Below are 23,769 nucleotides of genomic sequence, written 5' to 3' on the forward strand. Positions count from 1 at the left end.
TCGGATCCCGTGTTGCTGGTCCAAGGGAGCTTAGATACAGTTTCGTAAAGACTCAACAGGATTCGAAGGATTTGAATCTTTCAAATATTTTCTTTTTGGCGGGGCGCGGTCGTGCCGAAGCGACAGGGCGACGCCTGCGTGCGGCAGCCGCTTGCGCCGTCCTGCTGGCGGCCTTGCCCGCGGCCAGTGCCGTCCGGCCCGCGACCGCGGCGGCAACCGGGCCGCTGTGGATCGAGGTCGCCAACACGTTGCCGATCCGCCGGCCTGGCGAAGTGCTGGAGGTGCCGCTCGCCGAGCTGTTCCGGCGGCGGCCGGCGTGGCGGGGGTGCCGGCTGGCCGCGCGCGTGGACGGCTCCGACCGCCTCGTGCCGGTCCAGCGCTACGCCGACGACGGCGGCATGCCCGACACGCTGCTGGTGCAGCTGGACATGGCACCGCGCGCCTCGGTCCGGCTGGCGATCGAGCCGGCCGCGGACGATGCCGCGCCGACGCCGAACCCGCTGCACGCACGCAAGGTGCCCGAGCGCGACGACGATTTCGCCTGGGAGAACGCGCAGGTGACCTACCGCATCTACGGCCCCGGCCTGCAGGCCAAGGGCGAGGTGTCCTCGGGCATCGACGTGTGGTCCAAGCGTCCGCCGCACCGGGTGATCGAGGACTGGTACCGGCGCGACCGCGAGAGCCAGCGGCGCGGCGATCCCTCGCTGTCGTACCACGTCGACAACGGCGTGGGCCTGGACAGCTACGCGGTGGGCCATTCGCCCGGCGCCGGCGGCACCGCCGCGTGGAAGGACGGCAAGCCCGCGTACTCGGCGAACCCGGCGCGGGTGCTCGTCACCGCGACGGGGCCGATACGGTTGCGCTTCGAGGTGGACTACGCGCCGTGGAAGGCCGGCGCCGTGTTCGTGCGCGAGCACAAGGCGGTGACGCTGGACGCGGGCTCGCACATGAACCGGCAGGCCGTCAGCTACCGCCTCGAAGGCGCGCGGCGGCTCACCCTGGCGGCCGGCGTCTCGGTGCACGACGGCGCGCGCGTCGCGCACGAAGGCGCCGCTTCCATCGCCGTGTGGGACACACCGCAGAAGGCCGACGCCGGTCGCATCGCAACCGCCCTGATCGTGGCGCCGAAGGAGCCCGCGCGTTACGCCGAAGGCGGCGGCGCGGCATGGGCGCTGTTCGACGTCGGCGACGGCGACACCGTCCGCTTCGCTTCCGGCGCCGGCTGGTCCAAGGGCGACATGCCGGACTTCGCCGCCTGGCAACGCTATCTCGGCGACTACCGGCAACGCTGGGCGAATCCGCTGCGGCTGCGCTGGCTCGACCGGTGATAATCCATCCGTTGGCAGCGAGAGGGTGGTTTCACGAACCTGCCAGCAACATCACGCCCGAAGGGTTGACGGCGATTTCGCGGGCGGCAATCGTGTCGCTTGCCGATCCGGCAGGATGGATGGGGGACAGGTATGTCCAGGCTCGTATTCGATGGCACCGCGCACCGGATTACCTTGCTGGACAACAACGACCGGGTCGTGGGTACATGGCCCGCATACAACAACATCGATAGCCACGCGACCATCCAGCCGCATCTGGCCAATGGAAGCTATCAGGTTCTGGACAGCGGGAGGCCGCATCCGCATGCGGCGAATCCGAACGGACCCTATGGATCCTATGGAATCATCCGTTTTGCAGTGCCGGGACATGTTGGCGTGGGTGTCCATTCCGGCCGCGCAAATGCTCGGCACCTGCCTGGCCCGCAGCATCCCACCATGGGTTGCATTCGCACGACCGACGAGGCGGAGACGCATCGGGGATGCGATTCGAAACGATCCATCGACCCTGATCCGGATCAACCGGAACAGTCAGGCTGCCGCACACTCCGGGCGTGCCCGGCAAGGACACGCCCCTGTTCAACCTTAGATTCGGCTTGCCGGTCTTGATCGCCTTCGCCAGTGCGTCGGGGTGCGTGCAGGCCGGGGCGCCGGCGAAGGCGTGCTCTCCTGCGCAAGCGGAGGCGGCCGACGAAATGGTGGATACGCTCGACAACTGGAATGCCGTCCACGATTACGCCCGGGCCTATGGTTCCTGCGACCACGGCAGCATCGCGGAGGGGAGTTCCGAAGCGGTGGCGCGGCTCCTGGCGGACCATTGGGACACGCTGCCCGCACTGGCGAGGCTGGTCGAAAGCGATCCGTCCCTGAAGCGGTTCGTGCTGGACCACGTCAACACGACGCTGGATACGAACGACCTGGAGCGCATCGGGAGCCATGCCGCATCGTCGTGCCCGGATGGCGCCTCCCTGGTGTGCAGCGGCATCGGCGAGGCGGCGGCCCGGGCATTGAAATAGCGCTGCGTTCCGGGCAACGAAAAAGCCGCCCGGAGGCGGCTTTTTCGTTGCCGTGCACGGGAGCCTTGGACCTCACGCCCGTCATCCTGGCGAAAGCCGGGATCCAGTGCCTTTGCGTTGCCGGACGCGGAGGGCCGGAACGCCGGGCATCGGATACCGAAAGAGGCGAGGCGCTGGATTCCGGCTTTCGCCGGAATGACGGTCCTTGGGAGATTCCGGGCGCGGGTCGATCGCAGCCTGGGGCTCCGGCCGAGGCTCAGCCGCCGCGCGAGGCGCGCTTGCGGTCGTTCTCGGTGAGGTGCTTCTTGCGCAGGCGGATTTCCTTCGGCGTCACCTCGACCAGCTCGTCGTCGTCGATGAAGTCCAGCGCCTGCTCCAGCGAGAACTTGATCGCCGGGGTGAGCTGGATCGCGTCGTCCTTGCCCGAGGCGCGCATGTTGGTGAGCGGCTTGGGCTTGATCGCGTTGACGGTGAGGTCGTTGTCCTTGGCGTGGATGCCGACCAACTGGCCTTCGTACACGTTGTCGCCCTCGGCGGCGAACAGCTTGCCGCGTTCCTGCAGCGGCCCCAGCGAGTAGGCGGGCGTGGTGCCGCCGGCGTTGGCGATCATCACGCCGTTGGGGCGCTTGGCGATCTGGCCTTCTTCCTTGGGACCGTAGTGGTCGAACACGTGGAACAGCAGGCCCGAACCCTGGGTAAGGGTCTTGAACTGGTTCTGGAAGCCGATCAGGCCCCGCGCCGGGATCATGTACTCCAGCCGCACGCGGCCCTTGCCGTCCGGCTCCATGTTCTTGAGCTGGCCCTTGCGGATGCCCAGGCGCTCCATCACCGGGCCCTGGTGGATCTCCTCCACGTCGATGACCAGTTGCTCGAACGGCTCCATCTTCTGGCCGTCGATCTCCTTGACGATCACTTCCGGGCGCGACACGGCCAGCTCGTAGCCTTCGCGGCGCATGTTCTCGATCAGCACCGACAGGTGCAGTTCGCCGCGGCCGGAAACGAGGAACTTGTCCGCGTCCGAACCCTGCTCGACCTTCAGCGCCACGTTGTGCACCTGCTCGCGGTCGAGGCGATCCTTGAGCTGGCGGCTGGTGAGGAACTTGCCGCCGGAGAGGTCCTTGTTGCCGGCGAACGGCGAGTTGTTCACCTGGAAGGTCATCGAGATGGTCGGCTCGTCCACCGTCAGCGCCGGCAGCGCCTCGGGCGCGTCCAGCGCGGTCACGGTGTCGGAGATGGTCAGCTCGGCGATGCCGGAGATGGCGACGATGTCGCCGGCCTCGGCGCTGTCCTGCTCGATGCGCTCCAGGCCCATGAAGCCGAGCACCTGCAGCACCTTGCCCTGGCGCTTCTTGCCGTGGCGGTCGATCACCGCCACCGGCATGTTCTTCTTCAGCGTGCCGCGCTGGATGCGGCCGATGCCGATCACGCCCACGAAGTTGTTGTAGTCGAGCTGGCTGATGCGCATCTGGAACGGGCCTTCGGGATCGACCTCGGGCCTGGGCGCGTGCTGCATGATCGCCTCGTACAGCGGCGTCATGTCGCCCTCGCGCACGTTCTCGTCGAGGCTGGCGTAGCCGTTCAGGGCCGAGGCGTAGACGATCGGGAATTCCATCTGCTCCGGCGTGGCGCCGAGGCGGTCGAACAGGTCCCAGACCTGTTCCACGACCCACTCGGGGCGGGCGCCGGGACGGTCGATCTTGTTGATCACCACGATCGGCTTGAAGCCCATCGCGAAGGCCTTCTGGGTCACGAAGCGGGTCTGCGGCATCGGGCCGTCCATCGCGTCGACCAGGATCAGCACGGTGTCCACCATCGACAGCACGCGCTCCACCTCGCCGCCGAAGTCGGCGTGGCCGGGGGTGTCGACGATGTTGATGCGGTTGCCCTGCCAGGTGATGGCGGTGTTCTTGGCCAGGATGGTGATGCCGCGTTCCTTTTCCTGGTCGTTGGAGTCCATCACGCGCTCGGCCAGCACGGTGCGCTCGGAGAGCGTGCCGGACTGCTTCAGCAGCTGGTCGACGAGGGTGGTCTTGCCGTGGTCGACGTGGGCGACGATGGCGATGTTGCGCAGGTTTTCGATGGACATAGGCAGGGCTCGGGCGATGCGGAGATCGTCGCGCAGGGTTTTGAAAGGCGAATCGGTCGATTATACGCGTTTGCGCACGGCTGTGCCTGTGCCGGGCTGAACGCAGGGCGCCTGCCGCTCAGGGCGCGCCGAGGCCGGCGACCGTCCCGACCAGCCAGCGCAGCCCCGCGTCGCCGTCCATCGACGCCTTCCATGTCGCGCTCACCCGGTGGGCCGGCAGGGGGAAGGGCAGCGGGCTGATGGCGAGCCCCAGGTCGCGGCTCCAGATCCGCGCGATGTAGTCGGGCACGGTGACCAGGGCGGCGGTGTCGCGCACGATGAACGGGTTGGTGGCGAAGTGCGGGTTGGCGAACAGCACGCGTCGCGCGTGGCCGAGCGCCGCCAGCTCTTCGTCGATGTAGCCGTGCAGCTCGCCCTTGAACGAGGTGAGCAGGTGCGGGTGGCGCAGGAATTCGCGCAGGTCCAGCTTCGTTCGACGGGGCCGGATCAGCGCCGCGTTGTAGAGGCAGACGAAGCGCCATTCGAACAGCGGCCGCTGGCGCAGCCAGCCCGGGCCCTCGTCGTGCATGCCCAGCGCCAGCTCGATCTCGTTGCGCTCCAGCATCGCGGCGACGCGGTGGCGGTCGGTGTCCAGGGTGACCAGGCGCACGCCCGGCGCCTCGCTGGCGAGGTGCCGCACCAGACGCGGGAACAGCGCCGCGCCCACCGCCTCGCTGCTGCCGATGCGGAACACGCGGCTGGAAGCCTGCGGCTCGAACGGGCGGTTCGCCGTCAGCGCCCCGTGCAGGCCCTGCAGCAGGGCGTCGACCTGGCGGGCCAGTTCCAGCGCGCGCGGCGTCGGCTCCATGCCGGCGCGCCCGCGCACGAACAGCGGGTCGCCGAACGCCGCGCGCAGGCGCTTGAGCGCGCCGCTCACCGCCGGCTGGCCCAGGTACAGCCGCTCCGCCGCCCGCGTGACGTGGCGTTCCTGCATCAGGGCGTGGAAGACCGGCAGCAGGTTGAGGTCGAGCCGGCGCAGATCACGTTCGATGATGTTGTCCATGACGACAAACGATTGGAGTGATGGAAGCCAAGCATGCACGATGCCTGCATCGGCCGCACCGGGCGGCCTCGAGAGGAGTCGGGACATGCAGGACGGGCGCAGGAAGATCGTGGTGCTGGGCGGCTCGTCCGGCATGGGGCTGGCCACCGTCCGCCTGCTGGCGGAAGCCGGGCACGCGCTGGTCGCCACCGGCCGCGACCCGGCCCGGCTGGCCGCGGCGCTGCAGCCGCTGCCGGGCGACCTGCGCGGCGAGGCGTTCGACGCCACCGACCGGGCGCAACTGGATGCCTTCTTCGGACGCCTCGGCGTGTTCGACGACCTGGTCGTCGCGCTCAGCGGCGGCGAGGGCGGCGGCCCGTTCCGCGGGCTGGACCTGGCGGCGCTGGAGCGCGGTTTCGCCGCCAAGTTCTGGCCGCACGTCCAGGCCGCGCAGGCCGCGCTGCCGGCGCTGCGCGCGGGCGGCAGCATCACCTTCCTCACCTCGGTCTCGGCGCGGATGGCGAACCCGGGCACGGCCGGGCTGGCCGCCATCAACGGCGCGATCGAGGCGATGGTGCCGGTGCTGGCGCGCGAGCTGGCGCCGCTGCGGGTGAATGCGGTGGCGCCCGGCGTGGTCGATACGCCGTGGTGGGACGCGCGGGGCGCCGAAGCCAAGGACGCGGTGTTCCGCCAGCAGGCGCAGGCCCTGCCGGTGGGCCGGGTGGGGCGCCCGGAGGAGGTCGCCCAGGCGGTGGCCTTCCTGGTCGGCAACGGCTTCACCACCGGCACGGTGATCGCGTGCGACGGCGGGCTGCACCTGCTGTAGGGCGCGCGCGGCGGGTGCGTTTCACCCGATGCGGACGGATGGCTGCGGTATCCTTGCAGGCCATTCGGCCCGTTTCAGGGCCGAGGTACCTGTCCAGAAGGATTTTCGATGACCATCAACGTGACCATGCAAACCAGCCGCGGCCCCATCCACCTGCGCCTGCACGAGGACAAGGCCCCGGTGACGGTGGCCAGCTTCGTCAACCTGGTGCGCCGTGGCTACTACGACGGCCTGGGCTTCCACCGCGTGATCGCCGACTTCATGATCCAGGGCGGCTGCCCGCTGGGCACCGGCACCGGCGGCCCGGGCTACAAGTTCGAGGACGAGTTCGACGCCTCGCTGCGCCACGACAAGCCCGGCGTGCTGTCGATGGCCAATGCCGGCCCGCGCACCAACGGCAGCCAGTTCTTCATCACCCATGGCGCCACGCCGTGGCTGGACGGCAAGCACAGCGTGTTCGGCGAAGTGCTCGGCGCGGAAGACCAGAAGGTGGTCGACGCGATCAAGCAGGGCGACGTCATCGAGCGCGTCACCGTGGAAGGCGACGTGGACGCGCTGCTGGCCGCCCAGGCCGAGCGCGTGAAGGAATGGAACAAGGTGCTCGACGCCGGGTAAGCCGCCGACGCCGTATGGATGTCCGCTCGCGCCCGCGCAACGTCGCCGTCCTTCGCGATGTTGCGCGGGCGCTTGTACTTGCGGCCTGCTTGAACGCATAGTCCGCGCGCAGCATCGTCGATGCGGGAAGGGTTCATGCGGGTACGTCTGGAGGATGTGGCACGCGCCGCCGGGGTTTCGCCCAAGACGGTTTCGCGCGTGCTCAACGATGAAGCCAACGTACGCGGTCCGACGCGCGAGCGCGTGCTCGCCGCGATGGCGGCGATGGACTATCGCCCGCATCCTTCGGCGCGCAGCCTGGCGAGCAATCGCTCCTTCCTGGTGGCGATGCTCTACGACAACCCCTCGTCGAACTATCTGACCGAGATCCAGGCCGGCGTGCTCGATGCCTGCGATCTTCACCACTACAGCATGATGGTGCGGCCGCTGCTGTCCGAGGCGGAGGACTTCCTCGAACGTGTTGGCACGCTGATCTCGCATCACCGGCCCGACGGCCTGATTCTCACGCCGCCGATCACCGACCACCCGGCGTTGCCGGCCTTGTTGCGCGAGCAGGGCGTGCCGTATGCCAGCGTCTCGCCGAAGCAGCGCGACGGCGCCATCGGCGTGGGCATGGACGAACGGCTGGCCGCCCGGGAAATGGTGAACCACCTCATTGCCCTGGGGCATCGGCGCATCGCGCACGTGATCGGCCATCCCGCCCACGGCGCCAGCGGCTGGCGCCTTGCCGGCTACAGCGATGCGCTCGCTGCGGCCGGCCTGCCGTTCGATCCCGCGCTGGTGATCGAGGGCGAGTTCTCCTTCGGCTCCGGCGTGGCGGCGGCCCGGCGGCTTTTCTCGCTGGCGCGGCGGCCGACCGCCGTGTTCGCGGCCAACGACGACATGGCGGCCGGCGTGATCTGGGCCGCCGGCGAGCACGGGCTTTCCGTGCCGCGCGACGTATCGGTGTGCGGCTTCGACGACACGCCGATCTCGCGGCAGATCTGGCCTGCGATCACCACCATCCGTCAGCCCAGTCGCGAGATGGGGCGGATCGCGGCGCTGCAATTGCTCGACGTGATGCGCGGGCGCGGCCAGGGCAGGATGGTGGAAGTGCCGTTTGCGCTGCAGTTGCGAGAGTCGACCGGACCGCTGCCGACTGCGGCTCCAGAAGCCGGCTGAAACCTCCCGGTCGCCGATCCCGCCCCATGCTGCATCGCAAATTGACAGCGCTGTCATTTTCCTCGAATACTCGCGCCGCCTTGGGGTTCCCGCGTCATCCGGCGCTGGAAAAGGGGCCAAACAAGAAGGGGACGCCGTGCGCTCAGCCGTCGCTCGCAACCAGGCCGCCATGCGGCTTGCAGCTTTCCTGGCCGCCGTGCTGGCCGTGTCGCCGTCGCAGGCGCAGGCGCCCGGAAAAAGCCTCGCTGCGGCCGATGCGACGGTGCATCCGCAGGCATGGCCCAGGGTCGCTTCCAGGCTGCCCCACGATGCCGCCCTCGAAGCCCGCGTGCAGTCGCTGCTCTCGACGCTGTCGGTGGAAGACAAGGTCGGCCAGCTGATCCAGGCCGACATCGCCGCGATCAAGCCCGACGATCTGAAGACCTATCGCCTGGGTTCGGTGCTGGCCGGCGGCAACAGCGGTCCCAACGGCAACGAATTCGCAAAGCCAGCGGAGTGGCGCGCACTGGTCGACCAGTTCCATCGCGCCGCGCTGCAGCCGTCGCCCGGCCATGCGTCGATCCCGCTGCTGTTCGGCATCGATGCGGTGCACGGCAACAACAACGTCGTCGGCGCCACGCTGTTTCCGCAGAACTCCGCGCTGGGCGCGACGCGCGACCCGGCGCTGATCCGCGAGATCGGCGCGGCGACCGCGCAGGAAGTGCGCGCGGTCGATATCGACTGGACCTTCGCGCCCACGCTGGCCGTGCCGCAGGACGATCGCTGGGGCCGCACCTACGAGGGCTATTCGCAGGATCCGCAACTGGTGGCGCAGTACGCCAGCGCGATGGTCGAAGGACTGCAGGGCGAACCGGGCGGCAAGGATTTCCTGCGGGCCGGCCACGTGGTGGCCGCCGCCAAGCATTTCCTCGGTGACGGCGGCACCTTCGAAGGGCGCGACCAGGGCGATGCGCGCGTCAGCGAGGCCGTGCTGCGCGACGTGCACGGCGCCGGCTACGTCAGCGCGGTCGGTGCCGGCGTGCAGACCGTGATGGCCTCGTTCTCCAGTTGGAACGGGCAGAAGATGCACGGCAACCGTGCGCTGCTGACCGATGTGCTGAAGGGCCGCATGGGCTTCGACGGCTTCGTGGTGGGCGACTGGAACGCGCACGGCCAGCTCGAGGGATGCACCAACGACAGTTGCGCCAAGGCGATCAACGCCGGCGTCGACATGCTGATGGCGCCGGATGGCTGGCGCGCGCTGTACGCGAACACCCTGGCCCAGGTGAAGTCGGGCGAAATCCCCAGGGCGCGGCTGGATGATGCGGTGTCGCGCATCCTCCGCGTCAAGCTGCGCGCCGGCCTGTTCGAGCAGGGCACGAAGCTGCCCGCGATGGCGGCGGTGTCGGCCATCGGCGCGGGAGACCATCGCGCGCTGGCGCGTCGTGCGGTACGCGAATCCCTGGTGCTGCTGAAGAACCGGGGGGGCGTGCTGCCGATCGATCCGCGCAGGCACGTGCTGGTCGCCGGCGATGGCGCGGACAACCTGTCCAAGCAGTCCGGCGGCTGGACGATCACCTGGCAGGGCACCGGCGTCGCGGCGGAGAATTTTCCGAACGCGCAGTCGATCTGGTCGGGCATCGAGCAGCAGGTGAAGGCCGCCGGCGGAACGGCGACCCTGTCGGTGGACGGCAGCTTCACGCAGAAGCCCGATGTCGCCATCGTCGTGTTCGGCGAGGAGCCTTACGCGGAATTCCAGGGCGACCTGAAAACGTTCGCCTACAAGCCCGGCAACGAGCACGACCTGCAGTTGCTGCGCAGCCTGCATGCCAGGGGCGTGCCGGTGGTGGCGGTGTTCCTGGCCGGTCGCCCGTTGTGGGTGAACCGCGAGATCAATGCCTCCGACGCGTTCGTGATGGCGTGGCTGCCCGGCTCCGAAGGCGGCGGCGTCGCCGATGTGCTGCTGCGCAAGGCCGACGGCAGCGTCGACCACGATTTCCACGGCAAGCTTTCCTATGCCTGGCCGCGCACCGCGGTGCAGGTGGCGCAGGAGGCCGGGCGGGCCGCGCAGTATCCGTTCGGCTACGGGCTGACGTACGCGGATCGCGATACGGCGAAGGCCCTGCCGGAGGTTTCCGGCGTGGTTGCCGGGCAGGATCCGGCCGGCCTGTTCCTCGAGCGCGGCAAGCCGACATCGCTGACGCAACTGGAGCTGTCCGATGCCGCGGGCGGCGCGCAAAGCACGGTCGGCAGCGTCCCGGCGGCAAGCCCCGGCGGCAACGTGAAGATCGTCGGCGTCGACTACAAGGCGCAGGAGGACGCGCGGCGCGTCAAGTGGAGCGGCGCAGGCGGTTCGCTCGCGCTGGTGGCGAACGCGCCGCTGGACCTCAACCGCGAAACCAACGGCGACATCCAGCTCGTGATGACCCTGCGCGTCGACGAAGTGCCCGCCGCCGGCGAGGTTTCGCTGGGCGTGGACTGCGCGAAGGGCTGCCGTGCGCGCCTGCCGTTCCGCGCCGCGCTCGGCGGCCTGCCGAAAGGCAAGTGGGTGCGGGTGGGCGTGCCGCTGAAATGCTTCCGCGACGCGGGTGCCTCGATGGACGCCTTGCATGCGCCCTTCGTGATCGAGAGCCGTGCGCCGCTGACGCTTTCGCTCTCGCAGGTGCAACTGGATGCGCGTGCCGACACGGTGCTGCCGTGTCCGGCGCGCTGATCGCATCGCGCCAGCCACGTTCGGTTCTGCCGCTTCATCGTTGCAAGGGTGATTCGCAAGGGGATCTGTTTCGCACGCCGTCATCGTGAAGGCCGCCGTGGCCGGGCGATGCCGGCGCCCGTTCGTTCGAATGCCGCCGCACTCCAACTGCTCCAACGATCACATGTTTTCGGGAGGGAAGACCATGCATCTGTCCAGTCATCGGGCCTGGCTTAGCAAGGCGGCTGCGCTGTTCGCGCTGACGCTGCTGGGCGGGCCGGTCGTCGCGCAAGACACATCGCCGCCAAGCGCCACGGACGCCGCGCCGAAGCAGGCGCCGGCGGAAAAGCAGAAGGCCACCGAGCTCAAGGCCGTCACCGTGACCGTGGAACTGCGCGAGCAGAACCTGCAGAAATATGCCGGCACGGCACAGGCCATCGGCGGCGACGATCTGCGCGGGCAGTCGATCAACAGCGTGCGCGACCTGCAGGTCGCCGTGCCCGGCATGAACGTGGCCAACCAGGAAGGCAATACGGAAATCTTCATCCGCGGCGTCGGCTCGGCCAACAACACCGAGCTGGGCGATCCGGGCGTTGCGCCGCATCTCAACGGCAATTACATCCCGCGCCCGCGCGGCCTGGGCCTGATGTTCTACGACCTCGACCGGGTCGAGGTGAACAAGGGCCCGCAAGGCACCCTGCGCGGCCGCAATGCGCTGGGCGGCACCTTGAACATCGTCACCAAGCAGCCGGAGCTGGGCCGCTACGGCGGCTACCTGCAGGCCGATGCGGGCAATCGCGATTCGCACGGCATGGAGGGCGCGTTCAACCTGCCGCTGGGCTCGGTGTCGGCCCTGCGCTTCTCGGGCTACGCCTTGCGCAAGGACACCGGCTTCGAGAACGCGGGCGCCGAGACGCACCTGCGTCCGGCCGGCATCCAGAAGGAGGTGGCCGCGCGCGTGTCGTTCCTGACCAAGCCGACCGACCGCCTGACCATTTTCCTCATGGGCGACTACGGCCACGAGGGCGGCACCGGCTATCCCGGCGCGAACATCTATTCGGCGACCCAGGCGGGTTATTTCCCGGGCGACTACGACATGCGCAAGGTCGTCTACCGCGGCCCCGAAGGCATGTTGAACAACCATATCTGGGGCGTTGAGGGCAAGGTCGACTACAGGTTCGACATCTTCAACGTCGAGTACAGCGGCAGCTATCGCAAGGTGGACTTCGCCCAGCGCAACGCGTCTTCCGACGGCGTGTACTGGCCGGGGCGCGACGTCAGCGCCACGGGCGAGGACTACGACGTCTTCTCCAACGCCTACTGGCAGACCCGCTCGAAGGCGCAGACCCACCAGGTGCTGTTCACCTCGCCGGAGGATTCGAACCTGATCTGGACCCTGGGCGGGTTCTACTTCAAGGAAGACCAGAGCGTCGGTTACTTCTCGCTCGTCGACAAGGGCTTCTGCTGCTACTCCGGCACCGAGTTCACCATGCCGAAGGTGCCGGGCCGCTCGTCGGCATTCTTCGGCGACGTCACGGTGCCGGTCACCGACAACCTGCGCCTGAAGTTCGGCGCGCGCCATACCCGCGAGACCAAGGCCCGCGACGGCATCGGCGGCAACTGGGCGCTGACCCTGGGCGGCGAGGGCTACAGCTGCTGCTTCGCCACCCGCCTCGGTACCGAAGGCTACAAGCCGGCCTTGCTGGACCGGCCGAGTTTCGACGTGTCGAACCTCACCACGAACGCGCAGAAGGCGCAGTTCCTGATCGACGGCTCGCTCAACCCCGGCGCGCGCGACACCTTGATACAGCAGCTCGCCGGCATCGTCGACGGCAGCCGGCCGAACGGCACCTGCGTCGACCGGCCCGATACCAACAACGGCGGCGCGGTGAAGTGTCCGGCCGATGGCCAGCACTCCTTCGTCAACCTGACGATCCCCGCGGTCCAGCACGGCAGCTCGAAGTTCACCTTCAACGACTTCCGCACCGGTTTCGAGTTCGACGTCAGCAGCGACAGCATGCTCTACGGCACGGTCAGCACCGGCCACAAGTCCGGCGGCTTCAACGACTCGTTCGATCCGAACGTGATCCCCAGCACCTACAAGCCGGAAAAGCTGGTCGCCTACGAGATCGGCAGCAAGAACCAGTTCGAGTGGAACGGCCGGCAGGGCGTCTTCAACGTGTCGGCGTTCTACTACGACTATTCCGACCAGGTCTTCCAGGACCTCACCACCATCGCGGTCGACCAGAACGGCAACGCCAGCGGTTTCTCGCTGGTCAACCGCAACGTGGGCAAGTCCAAGCTGTACGGCGCGGAGATGCAGAGCACGTTCCGTTTCGACCATGGCTTCATGCTCGATCTGAACGCGCTGGCGCTGCACACGGAAATCACCAAGGGCCTGGTGGCCGACACGCGCAGCCAGAACTTCGATGCCGGCGGCATCACCTCGACGATCAACCTCAAGGGCAACGAACTGCCGCTCGCCTCCAAGTTCTGGGGCACCGCGCGCCTGCAGCAGTTCATCGAGGCCAGCCACGGCTCGTTCGACTGGCAGGCGCTGGTGAGCTACCGCTCGTCCTTCTACCTGACCCAGTTCAACCTCGATCCGGTGGTGTTCGTCTCGGATACGGCCGGCACGGTGAGCCGCGTGGAGCAGGCCGGCGCGGCGGGTTTCCCGGACCAGCAGAAGGGCTACTTCACGGTGAACCTGGGCTTCGGCTACACGCCGGAGAACAGCATCTGGCGCTTCGAGGGCTACGTGTCGAACCTGTTCGACAAGCAGGCCACGCAGAAGGCCCTGGTCGGCTCGGGCATCAACGTGCGCTTCCTCAATGACGCGCGCGCCTATGGCGTGCGGGTGCGCGCGGATTTCTGATTTCCCTTGCGCCCCGACCCCGGGGCGCAGCGCCCATGACGCCGGACACCTGTCCGGCGTTTTTTCTTTCGTCCGCCGACGGCGCCGATGGCTGGACGTCCGGTTTGTGCGCCGTTGTCGCCTCCGGATTGCCGGTATGGGCTTATGATCCGGCGGTGGATAGTCCATCCATCTACCCGAAGGAGAGCGGTGATGTCCTTTCTCAACGATCTGATCGGCGGCCAGGGGCAGCAGGCGGCCGGTGGCGGTTCGCTGATTTCGGTGGCGGGCCAGTTGATCGAAAAGGCCGGTGGCGTGCAGGGCCTGATCGCGATGCTGCAGCAGCACGGACTCGGCGGTGCGGTGCAGTCGTGGGTGGGCACCGGCGAGAACCAGCCGGTATCGGGCGAGCAACTGGGCCAGGCGCTGCAGGGCGGCGGCCTCGGCTCGCTGCTGCAGGAGGCGGCCGGCAGGCTGGGGGTGGACCAGGGCGAACTGCTGGGCAAGCTCTCGCAGGTGCTGCCGCATGCGGTCGATCACCTCACCCCGGGCGGCCAGGTGCCGGCCGAAGGGCAGGGCGGCGGGTTCGACCTGGGCATGCTGGAGGGCCTGGCCGGCAAGCTGCTGGGCGGCCGGGCCTGACCGGTCGGGATCTGTTCGAGGCCCTGGCGGCGGCGAACCGCCGCCGGGGCTGGGGTCATGCGGTCTTGCGCTTGACCAGGTGGTAGATCAGCAACAGCACGATCGCGCCGATCACCGAGGCGACGAAGCCGGCGGATTGCCCTTCCTGGTACCAGCCGAACACGTTCTGGCCCGCCCAGGTCGCCAGCAGCGAGCCGGCGATGCCGATGATGGCGGTGACGATGAAGCCGCCCGGGTCCTTGCCCGGCATCAACAGCTTGGCCACCAGGCCGACGATCAATCCGATCACGAATACCCAAAGCCAGTGCATGCAGGTCTCCTTCGGTCGTGAGTCAACGTCCGCGGCGCGGACGCGCGCATCATGCGCCGATTTTCGCCGGCGCGGCAGCCGCCCGGCCGGGGGGCGTGAGGCGGCCGGCGCGGCCGCGCGGGGGCGTGATAAAATCGCCGCCTTTGTTTCTTCCCCCGCGTGAGAAACCCATGCCCCAGCTCGCCCAGCGTGTCGGCCGCGCCAAACCCAGCGCGATCATGGTGATCGCCGAAAAGGCCAAGCAGCTCAAGGCCGCCGGCCGCGACATCATCAGCTTCTCCATCGGCGTCCCGAACTTCCTGCCGGGCGAGCACGTATATGCCGCCGCGCGCGAGGCGCTGTCGCACGATTCCGGCCAGTACGGCAGCAACCGCGGCGGCGAGGCGCTGCTGGACGCGTTCCTGAAGCACATCGAGGCGCTCGGCTTCGGCGGCTACGGCCGGATGAACCTGTCCATCGGCATCGGCGCCAAGCAGGTGCTGTACAACCTGGCCGAGGCGCTGCTGGACGAGGGCGACGAGATCTGCTTCGCCGCGCCGTACTGGACCACCTACCACGACATCGCCGACATCGTCGGCGCCAGGGTCAACGTGCTGCCGTGCGGCGCGCAGCAGAACTACAAGCTCACCCCGGCCCAGCTCGACGCGGCGCTGGCGCGCAAGCCGAAGGTGTTCCTGTTCAACAACCCGTCCAATCCCACCGGCATGGTCTACACGCGCGAGGAGATCGCCGCGCTGGCCGAGGTGCTGGCGAAGCACCCGGACACCTGGATCATCACCGACGACATCTACAACTCGATGGTGTTCGACGGCATCGGCTACCACAACTTCGTGTTCGCCAGGCCGGAGCTGAAGGAACGGCTGGTGTTCGTCGACTCGGTCTCCAAGACCTACGGCATGCCGGGCTGGCGCGTGGGCCTGCTGGCCGGGCCCGAGCAGGTCGCCAAGGCGGTGACCACGCTCAACTCCAACCACATCACCAGCCTGCCGGAGGTCATCACGGCGGCGGCGGTGGCGGCCTTCGGCGGCCCGCAGGACGTGCCGCAGGCCAAGTGCGCCGAGTTCGCCGCCAAGCGCGACATCGTGGTCGCCGCGCTCGGCGCGATTCCCGGCGTGGTGTGCCCGCGGCCGCAGGGCGCGTTCTATGCGTTCCCGGACATCTCCTCGGCGTTCGGCAAGAGCCACGACGGCGTGCGCATCGACGGCGACGTCGCCTTCTGCGCCGCCCTGCTGGAAGCCAAGGGCGTGGCCTGCGTGCCGGGCTCGGCGTTCGGCGAGCCGCGCGCCATGCGCATTTCCTACACCTGCCCGACCGCGCAACTGGAGCCGGGCCTGCAACGCATCCAGCAGTTCTTCGCCGAGCTGACTTGAAAACGTGGATCGGGAGTCGGACATGGGATATCGCCCCATGCGGCTCTTCCGATTCTCCATTTCCGACTCCCCATTCACGGAGATCCCATGATGAAAGCCCCCGTTCGAGTTGCCGTGACCGGCGCTGCCGGCCAGATCGGTTACGCCCTGCTGTTCCGCATCGCCGCCGGCGACATGCTCGGCCCGGACCAGCCGGTGATCCTGCACCTGCTGGAGATCACCCCGGCGCTGCCCGCGCTGCAGGGCGTGGTGATGGAGCTGAACGACTGCGCGTTCCCGACCCTGGCCGGCGTGGTCGCCACCGATGACGTCAACGTCGCCTTCAAGGACGTCGACTACGCCCTGCTGGTGGGCGCGCGCCCGCGCGGCCCGGGCATGGAGCGCAAGGACCTGCTCGAGGCCAACGGCGCCATCTTCGGCCCGCAGGGCAATGCGCTGAACGACCACGCCAAGCGCGACGTGAAGGTGCTGGTGGTCGGCAACCCGGCCAACACCAATGCGCTGATCGCGCAGCAGAACGCCCCGGGCCTCGATCCGAAGTGCTTCACCGCGATGGTCCGCCTGGACCACAACCGCGCGCTGTCGCAGCTCGCCGAGAAGACCGGCAAGCACACCACCGACATCCGCAAGGTCACCATCTGGGGCAACCACAGCTCCACCCAGTACCCGGACCTGCACCACGCCACCGTGGACGGCAAGCCGGCGCTGTCGCTGGTCGACCAGGCCTGGTACGAGAACGACTTCATCCCGACCGTGCAGCAGCGCGGCGCGGCGATCATCAAGGCGCGCGGCGCCTCGTCGGCGGCCTCGGCGGCCTCGGCCGCGATCGACCACATGCGCACCTGGGCCAAGGGCACGGCCGAGGGCGACTGGGTCTCGATGGGCATCCCGTCGGACGGCTCCTACGGCATCGAGCCGGGCGTGATCTTCGGCTACCCGGTGACGGTGAAGGACGGCAAGTACGCCATCGTGCAGGGCCTGGAGATCAACGCGTTCTCGCAGGCGCGCATCGACGCGACCAACAAGGAACTGCGCGAGGAGCGCGCCGGCGTCGAGCACCTGTTCGCCGGGAAATAATCCGGCCCGAAGGCGGACCGGCAGGAACGGGCGGCTTCGGCCGCCCGTTCCGCGTTGTGCCGCCGGGATCGCAAGGGCTTGCGGCGGCCGGCATCGACCCGGCCCATGCGAACGGCCTGCCACGATCCAGCCTGCTCCGATCCGACTTGGCTCGATCCGACTTGGGTAGAATCGACGCAACCTCGATGGGAACGATGGACATGAAGCGACTGACCCTGATCTCGGCGTGCGCCCTGCTGGCCGCCTGCGGCGGCACCCACGGCCTGCGCGACAACACGCCGAAGCTGAGCAGCCATACCGGCAAGAGCGTATCGGCCTACGTGGAATGCGCGCGCGCCAAGTGGAGCGCGCTGTCGGCCAATGCCAGCGCGTCGGCCAAGGACGAGTCGGGGCACGTCTCGGCCACCGACAAGAACGGCGCGCACGAACTGCTCGACGTGACCGCGGACGGCAGCGGCGCCCTGGTGACCATGTACGAGCGGCAGAACCCGAAGAAGGACTACGACTCGCGCTATCGCGAGGAGGCGATCTCCTGCCTGTAGCCCGCCGCGCGGGATCGACAAAGGTCTAATCCATCCCCGGCGCCGTGCTGGTCCATGCTTGGCCGCACGGCGAGGGAGGGGCGGACATGCGCTACGAGGATTTCTACCGGCAGTCGATCGACGAGCCGGAACGCTTCTGGGGCGAGCAGGCGCGGCTGATCCATTGGGACACGCCGCCGGAGCGGATCCTCGACCAGTCGCGCCCGCCGTTCCGGCGCTGGTTCGCCGGCGGCACCACCAACCTCTGCTACAACGCGGTGGACCGCCACCTGGCCGAGCGCGGCGAGCAGCTCGCGCTGGTGGCGGTCTCCAGCGAAACCGGCATCACGCGCGAGATCAGCTACCGCGTGCTGTACCGCGAGGTGAACCGCTTCGCCGCGATCCTGCAGTCGCTGGAGGTGGGCAGGGGCGACCGCGTCGTCATCTACATGCCGAACATGGCCGAGGCGGTCTACGCGATGCTGGCCTGCGCCCGCATCGGCGCGATCCACTCGGTGGTGTTCGGCGGCTTCGCGTCGCACAACCTGGCGCTGCGCATCGACGACGCCGCGCCGAAGCTGCTGATCTGCGCCGACGCCGGCATGCGCGGCGGCAAGGTGATCCCGTACAAGCCGCTGGTGGATGCGGCGCTGGCCGAGGCAAGCCAGCCGCCGCCGCACGTGCTCATCGTCGACCGCGGGCTCGACCCGCAGATGACCCGCGTGGCCGGGCGCGACCTCGACTACGCCCGCCTGCGCGCCGAGCACATGAACGCCGAGGTGCCGGTGGCCTGGCTGGAATCGAACGAGCCCAGCTACCTGCTGTACACCTCCGGCACCACCGGCAAGCCCAAGGGCATCCAGCGCGACGTCGGCGGCTACGCGGTGGCGATGGCGCTGTCGATCCGCACGGTGTTCGACATCGCGCCGGGGCAGGTGATGTTCTCCACTTCCGATGTCGGCTGGGCGGTCGGCCATTCCTACAACGTCTACGGCCCGCTGATCGGCGGCGCCACCTCGCTGCTGTACGAGGGCCTGCCGACGCGGCCCGATCCCGGCGTGTGGTGGCGGCTGTGCGAGCAGTACGGCGTGCGCACGATGTTCTCCTCGCCCACCGGCATCCGCGTGCTGAAGAAGCAGGACCCGGGCTGGCTGAAGAAGTACGACCTGTCGATGCTCAAGTGGCTGTTCCTCGCCGGCGAGCCGCTGGACGAGCCGACCGCCGAGTGGATCACCCAAGGGCTCGGCGTGCCGGTGATCGACAACTACTGGCAGACCGAGACCGGCTGGCCGGCGATCACCCTGATGCCCGGGCTGGACCTGAAGCCGGTGAAGTTCGGCTCACCCGGCCTGCCGGCGCCCGGCTACCGCATGAAGGTGATCGACGAGGCCACCGGCCGGGAGGCGAAGGCGGGCGAGAAGGGCGTGCTGGTGTTCGAGCCGCCGCTGCCGCCGGGCTGCCTCAGTACGGTGTGGCGCGACGACGAGCGCTACGTCGCCAGCTACTTCAGCCACTTCAAGGAATTGCTGTACAGCTCGCTGGACTGGGCGATCCGCGACGCGGACGGCTACACCACCATCCTCGGCCGCACCGACGATGTGATCAACGTGGCCGGCCACCGCCTCGGCACGCGCGAGATCGAGGAATCGGTGGCCAGCCACCCGGCGGTGGCCGAGGCGGCGGTGGTCGGCGTGAAGGACGAGCTGAAGGGCCAGGTACCGGTGGTGTTCGCCACGCTCAAGCAGGACGCGGGCGACGGTGCCGCCGCGGTGGCGCAGGCGATGCAATTGCGCGTGGTCGAGCAGCTCGGCGGCGTGGCGAAGCCGTCGCGCGTCTATGTGGTGAACGCCCTGCCGAAGACCCGCTCCGGCAAGCTGCTGCGCCGCTCGCTGCAGGCGCTGGCCGAGCAGCGCGACCCGGGCGACCTGTCGACGCTGGACGATCCGGGCGCGCTGGACGAGGTGCGCCGGGCGCTGGAGCGTGGGCCGGATCAGGGGAGTTGAGCCGTTGCGGACCGTCTGCGCGAGATCCCGCGGCCGTCACCCGAGCGGAAGCCGGGGTTCAGTGCCTTCGGGTCGACGGTCTTGCGATCCGGTGAGCTTCAAGGCACTGGATTCCTGCCTTCGCAGGAATGACGGGCCCTGGAGGACCCCCGGCCGTCACCCCAGCGAAAGCTGGGGTCCAGTGCCTTCGGGGTTGATGGCCCCGCGGTCCGATGGACTTCAAGTCGCTGGATTCCTGCTTTCGCAGGAATGACGGGCTCTGGAGAACCCTGCCGTCACCCTGGCGGAAGCCGGGGTCCGGTACCTTCGGAGTCGACGGTCGCCGCGGCCCAATGGGCTTCAAGACGCAGGATTCCCGCCTTCGCAGGAATGACGGGCCCTGGAGGACCCCCGGCCGTCACCCTGACGGAAGCCGGGGTCCGGTACCTTCGGAGTCGACGGTCGCCGCGGCCCGATGGGCTTCAAGATGTCGGATTTCCGCCTTCGCAGGAATGACGGGCCCTGGAGGACCCCCGGCCGTCACCCCAGCGAAGCTGGGGTCTAGTGCCTTCGGGGTTGATGGAACCGCGGTCCGATGGACTTCAAGTCGCTGGATTCCTGCTTTCGCAGGAATGACGAGGTTGGATGGGGAGCGTGGCGGACGGCGGGTTGCCCTGCATGCTGGAGCCGGGGCAACCCGCTTGGCGGGCCGTCGGGCCTCAGGCCGCGACCGCTTCCGCCACCGGCGCCGAGGTGCGGATCAGGTGGTCGAAGGCGCTCAGCGCCGCGGTGGAGCCGGCGCCCATCGCGATCACGATCTGCTTGTACGGCACCGTGGTGGCATCGCCGGCGGCGAACACGCCGGGCAGCGAGGTCTGGCCGCGCTCGTCGATCACGATCTCCCCGCGCGGCGACAGTTCCAGCGTGCCCTTCAGCCACTCGGTGTTCGGCAGCAGGCCGATCTGCACGAAGATGCCTTCCAGTTCGAGGCTGTGCAGGCTGCCGTCGGCGCGGTCCTTGTAGACCAGGCCGTTGACCTTCTGGCCGTCGCCCAGCACCTCGGTGGTCTGCGCGCTGACGATCACGTCCACGTTCGGCAAGCTGCGCAGCTTGCGCTGCAGCACCTCGTCGGCGCGCAGCTTGCCGTCGAACTCGATCAAGGTGACGTGGCTGACGATGCCGGCCAGGTCGATAGCGGCCTCCACGCCGGAGTTGCCGCCGCCGATCACCGCCACGCGCTTGCCCTTGAACAGCGGGCCGTCGCAGTGCGGGCAGTAGGCCACGCCCTTGTTGCGGTAGTCGTTCTCGCCGGGCACGCCCATCTGGCGCCAGCGCGCGCCGGTGGAAAGGATCACCGTCTTCGACTTCAGCGTGGCGCCGTTGGCGAGCTGGATCTCGACCAGGCCGCCGGTGGCGTCGCTGGCCGGCACCAGCTTCTCGGCGCGCTGCAGGTTCATCACGTCCACGTCGTACTCGTGCACGTGCTGCTCCAGCGCGGTGGCGAGCTTCGGGCCCTCGGTATAGGTCATCGAGACGAAGTTCTCGATCGCCATGGTGTCCAGCACCTGGCCGCCGAAGCGCTCGGCCGCCACGCCGGTGCGGATGCCCTTGCGCGCGGCGTAGATCGCCGCCGCCGCACCGGCGGGGCCGCCGCCGACCACCAGCACGTCGAACGCGTCCTTGGCGCCGATCTTCTCGGCGGCGCGCTGCGGGGCGCCGGTGTCCAGCTTGGCGAGGATCTGCTCGATCGTCATGCGGCCCTGCTCGAACGGCTGGCCGTTGAGCAGCACGGTGGGCACGGACATGATCTCGCGCGCCTCGACCTCGGCCTGGTACAGCGCGCCGTCGATGGCGACGTGGCGGATGTTGGGGTTCAGCACCGCCATCAGGTTGAGCGACTGCACGGTTTCCGGGCAGCTCTGGCACGACAGCGACATGTAGGTCTCGAAGACGTACTCGCCTTCGAGGTCGCGCACCTGGTCGGCCAGATCCGGGGAAATCTTCGCCGGGTGCCCGCCGACCTGCAGCAGCGCCAGCACCAGCGAGGTGAACTCGTGGCCCATCGGGATGCCGGCGAAGCGCACGCCGACGTCGGTGCCGACGCGGTTGATCGCGAACGAGGGCTTGCGCGGCTCGCTGTCGTCGCGGCGCAGGGCGACCTTGTCCGACAGCGAGGCGATCTCGCCGAGCAGTTCGTTCAGTTCGGCCGACTTGGCGCCGTCGTCGAGGGACGCGACGATCTCGATCGGCTGCACGACCTTTTCCAAGTAGGCCTTCAACTGGGTCTTGAGAGTGGTGTCGAGCATGTCGATGGCTCCATGCGGGCAAAGGGATGGATGGGCGCTTGCAGAAGCGGCCTGGGACGGAGGGGGAACCGGGGGAGGGGAGGCCGGCTGATGCCGCCCAGGTGCGGCCCAGGCCGCTTTTGCAAGCATCCGGCGGGATGCCGCGGGAGGAATCCGGGCGTCGCGCCCGGATTCCGTTTACCGCAGGTGGATCAGATCTTGCCGACCAGGTCGAGCGACGGCGCCAGGGTCTTGTCGCCTTCCTTCCACTTGGCCGGGCAGACCTCGTTCGGGTGGGCGGCGACGTATTGGGCGGCCTTGACCTTGCGCAGCAGCTCCGAGGCGTCGCGGCCGATGCCGCCGGCGTTGACCTCGACGATCTGGATCTTGCCCGCCGGGTCGATCACGAAGGTGCCGCGGTCGGCCAGGCCGGCTTCCTCGATCATCACCTCGAAGTTGCGGCTGATCGCGCCGGTCGGGTCGCCGACCATGGTGTAGTTGATCTTCTTCACCGCGTCGGAGGTGTCGTGCCACGCCTTGTGCGCGAAGTGGGTGTCGGTGGAGACCGAGTAGATCTCGACGCCCAGCTTCTGGAACTCGGCGTAGTTGTCGGCCAGGTCTTCCAGCTCGGTCGGGCAGACGAAGGTGAAATCGGCGGGGTAGAAGAACACGACCGACCACTTGCCCTTCAGGTCGGCGTCGGTCACTTCGATGAACTTGCCGCTCTTGAACGCCTGGGCCTTGAACGGCTTCACTTCGGTATTGATCAAAGACACGATGGAATCTCCATGTGGTGGGTGGTGATGGGGTCAATTCTAGGCCGTATCCACGATCAGTCCAATTGATTGTGGGGATGGTTTGAATAGACAGGGGCTATCGCCGGGATGGCGTGCAGCACGGGCACTCTATCCCTGCCGCTGCGGCCGGGCGCCGGCGTAGTTCGCACGGGGGCGGATCAGGCTGCCGCCGTCCTGCTGTTCCAGCGCGTGCGCCAGCCAGCCGGCCATGCGACCGGCGGCGAACAGCGACAGCGCGGCGCCGGCGTCCAGGCCGTACAGCGAGCCGATCGCCGCCAACGCGAAATCCAGGCTGGGCGGGCGGCCGCAGCCGTCGTTCGCGGCGGCGACCAGGTGCTGCAGGCGCGCCATGCCGGCGGGACGCGGGCGGACCTCGCCGAGCATCCGCAGCAGCAGGGCGGCGCGCGGGTCGCCTTCCGGATACAGCGGATGGCCGAAGCCGGGCAACTGGTCGCCGCGACGCAGCCGTTCGCGCACGTATTCGGCCGGACGCGGCTGCTGCAGCGCCTGCTGGATCAGCGCATGCGCGCGCGCGGTGGCGCCGCCGTGCTGCGGGCCGGACAACGCCGCCAGCCCCGCGCAGGCCGCCGCGTGCAGGCCGGCGCCGGTGGAGGCGGCCACGCGGGTGGCGAAGGCGGAGGCGTTCAGTTCGTGGTCGGCGCACAGCACCAGCGCCGCGCGGACCAGCTCCTCCAGGGCGGGATCGCCAGGCCGCCAGCTACGCGCCATCAGCCGGTGGATCGGCTGCCGGTCGGGCCGGACACCGCAGAGCAGGGCGGCGGTTTCGCGCAGCAGACGCGCGGCGCATTCGCGGCGGTGCGCGGCATCGGTGCTATGCGCGTGCGGCGCGTCGAGCGCGAGCAGGGGCAGGGCCGCGGCGGTGCGCTCCAGCGGCGGGAGACCGGGCTGGCGCAGCAGCGTCCCGACGATCCTCGGCCAGGCGGCCGGCGGCGGCGTGGCGAACGGATCGCGGTCGCCGCTTTCCCACAGCAGCGCGCGGTGTCTTCCAGGCTGGCGCCGGACTGCGCCAGCGCGATGGCCGGCTGCCCGCGGTAATAGTGGCCGTGCGGGCGGATCAGCGAGATCCGCGTCTCCAGCACCGGCAGGCCCCAGGTCAGGCTGTGCGCGGCGCCCTGCGCCGCGCCGCGCCCGGCCTGGCGGCGTTCGATCAGGTGGGCGATGTCGTCGGCGCGGTATTCGCGGCTGCGCC

At 68.9% G+C, this 23,769-nt stretch carries 18 protein-coding genes; 12 read left to right on the forward strand and 6 right to left on the reverse strand.

Annotation, left to right across the window (positions count from 1 at the left end; genetic code table 11):
* Nucleotides 1-173: 173 nt before the first annotated feature.
* Together ASG87_RS05425 and ASG87_RS05430 are read left to right on the forward strand one after the other, a co-directional pair.
* Entirely contained in the window at nucleotides 174-1,328 is a 1,155-nt protein-coding gene (locus tag ASG87_RS05425) for a DUF4861 family protein (RefSeq protein ID WP_056001982.1), read from the forward strand.
* A gap of 551 nt (nucleotides 1,329-1,879) precedes the next feature.
* Complete coding sequence (locus ASG87_RS05430) at nucleotides 1,880-2,341, forward strand: hypothetical protein (protein WP_235499571.1); 462 nt, start codon at nucleotides 1,880-1,882, stop codon at nucleotides 2,339-2,341.
* A gap of 256 nt (nucleotides 2,342-2,597) precedes the next feature.
* Here the strand turns inward: ASG87_RS05430 and typA are convergent, their stop codons facing one another.
* Nucleotides 2,598-4,427 (reverse strand): translational GTPase TypA, encoded by a 1,830-nt coding sequence (typA, locus tag ASG87_RS05435; protein WP_056001985.1) that lies wholly within the window; start codon nucleotides 4,425-4,427, stop codon nucleotides 2,598-2,600.
* A 118-nt stretch (nucleotides 4,428-4,545) separates the two neighbouring features.
* On the reverse strand, nucleotides 4,546-5,469 hold the full coding sequence (locus tag ASG87_RS05440; protein WP_056001988.1) for a LysR family transcriptional regulator: 924 nt from the start codon (nucleotides 5,467-5,469) through the stop codon (nucleotides 4,546-4,548).
* Nucleotides 5,470-5,554: 85 nt separating this feature from the next.
* Between ASG87_RS05440 and ASG87_RS05445 the strand changes: the two genes are divergently transcribed.
* The 6 genes from ASG87_RS05445 to ASG87_RS05470 all read left to right on the forward strand — a co-directional run bounded on the left by ASG87_RS05445 (nucleotide 5,555) and on the right by ASG87_RS05470 (nucleotide 14,217).
* Nucleotides 5,555-6,274, forward strand: coding sequence for an SDR family oxidoreductase (locus tag ASG87_RS05445; RefSeq protein WP_056001991.1), 720 nt, complete (start codon nucleotides 5,555-5,557; stop codon nucleotides 6,272-6,274).
* Between the two features lie 108 nt (nucleotides 6,275-6,382).
* Complete coding sequence (locus ASG87_RS05450; RefSeq protein WP_056001994.1) at nucleotides 6,383-6,889, forward strand: peptidylprolyl isomerase; 507 nt, start codon at nucleotides 6,383-6,385, stop codon at nucleotides 6,887-6,889.
* Nucleotides 6,890-7,024: 135 nt separating this feature from the next.
* Entirely contained in the window at nucleotides 7,025-8,050 is a 1,026-nt protein-coding gene (locus ASG87_RS05455; protein WP_056001997.1) for a LacI family DNA-binding transcriptional regulator, read from the forward strand.
* Nucleotides 8,051-8,219: 169 nt separating this feature from the next.
* A complete protein-coding gene (locus ASG87_RS05460; RefSeq protein ID WP_056002000.1) occupies nucleotides 8,220-10,742 on the forward strand; it encodes an exo 1,3/1,4-beta-D-glucan glucohydrolase in 2,523 nt (840 codons plus the stop codon).
* Nucleotides 10,743-10,926: 184 nt separating this feature from the next.
* Nucleotides 10,927-13,596 (forward strand): TonB-dependent receptor plug domain-containing protein, encoded by a 2,670-nt coding sequence (locus ASG87_RS05465; RefSeq protein ID WP_162258319.1) that lies wholly within the window; start codon nucleotides 10,927-10,929, stop codon nucleotides 13,594-13,596.
* Nucleotides 13,597-13,788: 192 nt separating this feature from the next.
* The gene (locus ASG87_RS05470; protein ID WP_056002003.1) at nucleotides 13,789-14,217 is read left to right on the forward strand and encodes a YidB family protein; all 429 of its coding nucleotides are present in this window, start codon (nucleotides 13,789-13,791) and stop codon (nucleotides 14,215-14,217) included.
* Nucleotides 14,218-14,272: 55 nt separating this feature from the next.
* Here the strand turns inward: ASG87_RS05470 and ASG87_RS05475 are convergent, their stop codons facing one another.
* Complete coding sequence (locus tag ASG87_RS05475) at nucleotides 14,273-14,527, reverse strand: GlsB/YeaQ/YmgE family stress response membrane protein (protein WP_056002006.1); 255 nt, start codon at nucleotides 14,525-14,527, stop codon at nucleotides 14,273-14,275.
* Between the two features lie 170 nt (nucleotides 14,528-14,697).
* Between ASG87_RS05475 and ASG87_RS05480 the strand changes: the two genes are divergently transcribed.
* From ASG87_RS05480 to prpE, 4 genes are all read left to right on the forward strand, one after another.
* Entirely contained in the window at nucleotides 14,698-15,897 is a 1,200-nt protein-coding gene (locus ASG87_RS05480) for a pyridoxal phosphate-dependent aminotransferase (protein ID WP_056002009.1), read from the forward strand.
* A gap of 90 nt (nucleotides 15,898-15,987) precedes the next feature.
* Nucleotides 15,988-16,974 (forward strand): malate dehydrogenase, encoded by a 987-nt coding sequence (locus ASG87_RS05485; RefSeq protein WP_056002076.1) that lies wholly within the window; start codon nucleotides 15,988-15,990, stop codon nucleotides 16,972-16,974.
* A gap of 200 nt (nucleotides 16,975-17,174) precedes the next feature.
* Nucleotides 17,175-17,516, forward strand: coding sequence for a hypothetical protein (locus ASG87_RS05490; RefSeq protein ID WP_157510887.1), 342 nt, complete (start codon nucleotides 17,175-17,177; stop codon nucleotides 17,514-17,516).
* Between the two features lie 86 nt (nucleotides 17,517-17,602).
* A complete protein-coding gene (prpE, locus tag ASG87_RS05495) occupies nucleotides 17,603-19,498 on the forward strand; it encodes a propionate--CoA ligase (RefSeq protein WP_056002015.1) in 1,896 nt (631 codons plus the stop codon).
* Nucleotides 19,499-20,196: 698 nt separating this feature from the next.
* On the opposite strand, the gene ahpF is transcribed toward prpE, so the two are convergent.
* The 3 genes from ahpF to ASG87_RS20805 form a co-directional block, all read right to left on the reverse strand.
* The gene (gene ahpF, locus ASG87_RS05500; RefSeq protein WP_056002018.1) at nucleotides 20,197-21,783 is read right to left on the reverse strand and encodes an alkyl hydroperoxide reductase subunit F; all 1,587 of its coding nucleotides are present in this window, start codon (nucleotides 21,781-21,783) and stop codon (nucleotides 20,197-20,199) included.
* Nucleotides 21,784-21,974: 191 nt separating this feature from the next.
* Nucleotides 21,975-22,538, reverse strand: coding sequence for an alkyl hydroperoxide reductase subunit C (ahpC, locus tag ASG87_RS05505; protein WP_056002021.1), 564 nt, complete (start codon nucleotides 22,536-22,538; stop codon nucleotides 21,975-21,977).
* A 129-nt stretch (nucleotides 22,539-22,667) separates the two neighbouring features.
* Nucleotides 22,668-23,756: a citrate synthase gene (locus ASG87_RS20805; RefSeq protein ID WP_326937882.1), complete on the reverse strand. Its 1,089-nt coding sequence runs from the start codon at nucleotides 23,754-23,756 to the stop codon at nucleotides 22,668-22,670.
* Between the last annotated feature and the right edge of the window lie 13 nt (nucleotides 23,757-23,769).

It is taken from the genome of Frateuria sp. Soil773, assembly GCF_001428405.1.
Taxonomy (GTDB): Bacteria; Pseudomonadota; Gammaproteobacteria; order Xanthomonadales; family Rhodanobacteraceae; genus LMSL01.

What these genes read in the sequence shown, in the direction of transcription:
- ASG87_RS05475 (WP_056002006.1), bottom strand. Translation starts at nt 14,527, where the DNA reads ATGCACTGGCTTTGGGTATTCGTGATCGGATTGATCGTCGGCCTGGTG.
- ASG87_RS05460 (WP_056002000.1), top strand. Translation starts at nt 8,220, where the DNA reads ATGCGGCTTGCAGCTTTCCTGGCCGCCGTGCTGGCCGTGTCGCCGTCG.
- ASG87_RS05470 (WP_056002003.1), top strand. Translation starts at nt 13,789, where the DNA reads ATGTCCTTTCTCAACGATCTGATCGGCGGCCAGGGGCAGCAGGCGGCC.
- prpE (WP_056002015.1), top strand. Translation starts at nt 17,603, where the DNA reads ATGCGCTACGAGGATTTCTACCGGCAGTCGATCGACGAGCCGGAACGC.
- ASG87_RS05440 (WP_056001988.1), bottom strand. Translation starts at nt 5,469, where the DNA reads ATGGACAACATCATCGAACGTGATCTGCGCCGGCTCGACCTCAACCTG.
- ASG87_RS05465 (WP_162258319.1), top strand. Translation starts at nt 10,927, where the DNA reads ATGCATCTGTCCAGTCATCGGGCCTGGCTTAGCAAGGCGGCTGCGCTG.
- ASG87_RS05455 (WP_056001997.1), top strand. Translation starts at nt 7,025, where the DNA reads ATGCGGGTACGTCTGGAGGATGTGGCACGCGCCGCCGGGGTTTCGCCC.
- ASG87_RS05485 (WP_056002076.1), top strand. Translation starts at nt 15,988, where the DNA reads ATGAAAGCCCCCGTTCGAGTTGCCGTGACCGGCGCTGCCGGCCAGATC.
- ASG87_RS05450 (WP_056001994.1), top strand. Translation starts at nt 6,383, where the DNA reads ATGACCATCAACGTGACCATGCAAACCAGCCGCGGCCCCATCCACCTG.
- ASG87_RS05445 (WP_056001991.1), top strand. Translation starts at nt 5,555, where the DNA reads ATGCAGGACGGGCGCAGGAAGATCGTGGTGCTGGGCGGCTCGTCCGGC.
- ASG87_RS05480 (WP_056002009.1), top strand. Translation starts at nt 14,698, where the DNA reads ATGCCCCAGCTCGCCCAGCGTGTCGGCCGCGCCAAACCCAGCGCGATC.
- typA (WP_056001985.1), bottom strand. Translation starts at nt 4,427, where the DNA reads ATGTCCATCGAAAACCTGCGCAACATCGCCATCGTCGCCCACGTCGAC.
- ahpF (WP_056002018.1), bottom strand. Translation starts at nt 21,783, where the DNA reads ATGCTCGACACCACTCTCAAGACCCAGTTGAAGGCCTACTTGGAAAAG.
- ASG87_RS05490 (WP_157510887.1), top strand. Translation starts at nt 17,175, where the DNA reads ATGAAGCGACTGACCCTGATCTCGGCGTGCGCCCTGCTGGCCGCCTGC.